1 protein-coding gene is annotated in these 1,893 nt (G+C 72.5%); it reads left to right on the plus strand.

The annotated features are described in order from the left end of the window. Position 1: 1 nt before the first annotated feature. On the plus strand, positions 2–1,893 hold a 1,892-nt coding region (locus tag ACFQ87_RS46040), incomplete at its 3' end, for an ABC transporter ATP-binding protein (RefSeq protein WP_380617017.1).

A 1,893-nucleotide genomic window follows, 5' to 3' on the forward strand; every position in this document is an offset into this window, starting at 1 on the left:
CCTGCGCCGCGTCCCCGGGATCACCGAGGCGCAGGCCAGTCCGATCACCGGCGGGGTTCTCGTCCGGCACGACGCGCGGGTCCGCGCCGCGGACGTCGGCCGGATCGTCCGCAGAGCGGTCGCCCTGGTCGCGGAGGGGCCGACCAGGACGGTACGGCCGGCGCCGGCGCGGCCCGCCGTCGAACCGGCCCCGCGTGCGGACCGCGGTTTGGTCGTGCGTCCCGTGCTCGCCGTCGGCGGGGGGGTCGCGGCCGGCGTCGCGCTGATCAAGGGGTCGGCGCTGAGCAGGCAGCTGGTGGCCGTCGGCGGGGTCGCGGCCGCGACCGTGGCCGTGCTCCGGAAGGCCTGGCACGGAGCGGTCGACACCACCCGGGACCTCTCCGGGGTCGAAGCCGGAGCCGATCGACACCCCCTGCTGGAGATCGTCGGGTCGCACCGGAAGCGCCTCTACCGTGCCTCCGCGCTCTCGGTCGCCTGCCAGATCTCGGAGATGGCGCTCGGGACCTTCCTCGGCTGGACGGGACTGGTGCTCATCAAGGGTGAGGCGGCGCCGCTGGTCCGCCTCGGCCTGACCACCGCCTCCGCCCAACTCTGGGGCCTGGCCGGGCTGGTGGCCGCGGCCTGTGCCGCCGTGGCGGGCCTGTCGTACGCGTCGAACCTCCAGTGGCGCGGGCTCGGCCAGGACATCGAGCACGACTGGCGCAGTCGTACGTACGCCCATGTGCAGCACCTCGAACTGCGGCACCTGGAGGGCGAGCGGACCAGCCGGGTGGCGGGTGCGCTCACCGAGGACGTCGGCCAGCTGGGCGCCTTCTTCGCCACCTCGGCCAGCGACGTGCTGCACCTGGGTACCAGCCTGGCCGTCCTGGTGCCGGTGTTCCTGCTGCTGGCGCCGCAGATCGCCTGGATCGCGTTCCTGCCCATCCCGGTCATCGCCTGGCTGTCGCTCCGCTACCAGGACAAGGCCGCGGCCGACTACGCCGTCTCCGGGGAGAACCGGGCCAGGCTGCACAGCCAGCTGGTCAACACGCTGGAGGCCGGTGCCACCGTCAAGAGCTTCTGTACGGAGGACTACGAGGCCGAACGCATCGACGGCTTGAGCGGAGAGGTCCAGGAGAGCAGCCAGCAGACCGATCGGAGCACGATCCACCACGCCGAGACCGTCCGGGCCTGTACGACCGCCTCGATGGCCGGCACCCTGCTGGTCGGCGGCCAGTCGGTGCTCAACGGCAACCTCCGGTTCGAGGTGTTCAGCCCGCTGATCGGTCTGCCCCAGATGGTGCTGTTCCGGATGAACCGCCTCGGCGGCATCGTCGACCAGTACCAGCGCACGATCGCCGCCTACGACCGGGTTCAGCGGCTGCGGGACCTGCCCCTCGAGGTGGACGGCACCGGCGAACCGCTCGACGCCGAAAAGGTCCGGGGCGAGATCGTCCTCGACAACGTGACCTTCGCCTACCCCGGCCGGCCGCCGGCGCTGGACGACCTCTCGCTGACCATCCCCGCCGGGCGGACCACCGCCCTCGTCGGCGCCACCGGCTCCGGCAAGACCACGGTCGCCAAGCTGCTGATGCGCTTCCAGGACGCGGAGTCCGGCGCCGTGCTGCTCGACGGGCGGGACGTGCGCGACCTGCCGCGGCACGATCTGCGCCACGTGATCGGCTTCGTCGCCCAGGACCCGTTCCTCTTCGACGGCACCATCGCCGACAACATCCGCTACGGCAGCTTCGCGGCCTCGGACGAGGCCGTGGTCGAGGCGGCCACGATGGCCGAGGCACACTCCTTCATCGCGACCCTGCCCGACGGCTACGACACTCTGATCGGCGAGCGCGGTGCCGCGCTCTCGGGCGGCCAGCGGCAGCGGATCACCCTGGCGCGGGCGATCCTCAAGGA

The organism is Kitasatospora sp. NPDC056531, from assembly GCF_042794375.1.
Classification (GTDB): Bacteria; Actinomycetota; Actinomycetes; order Streptomycetales; family Streptomycetaceae; genus Kitasatospora.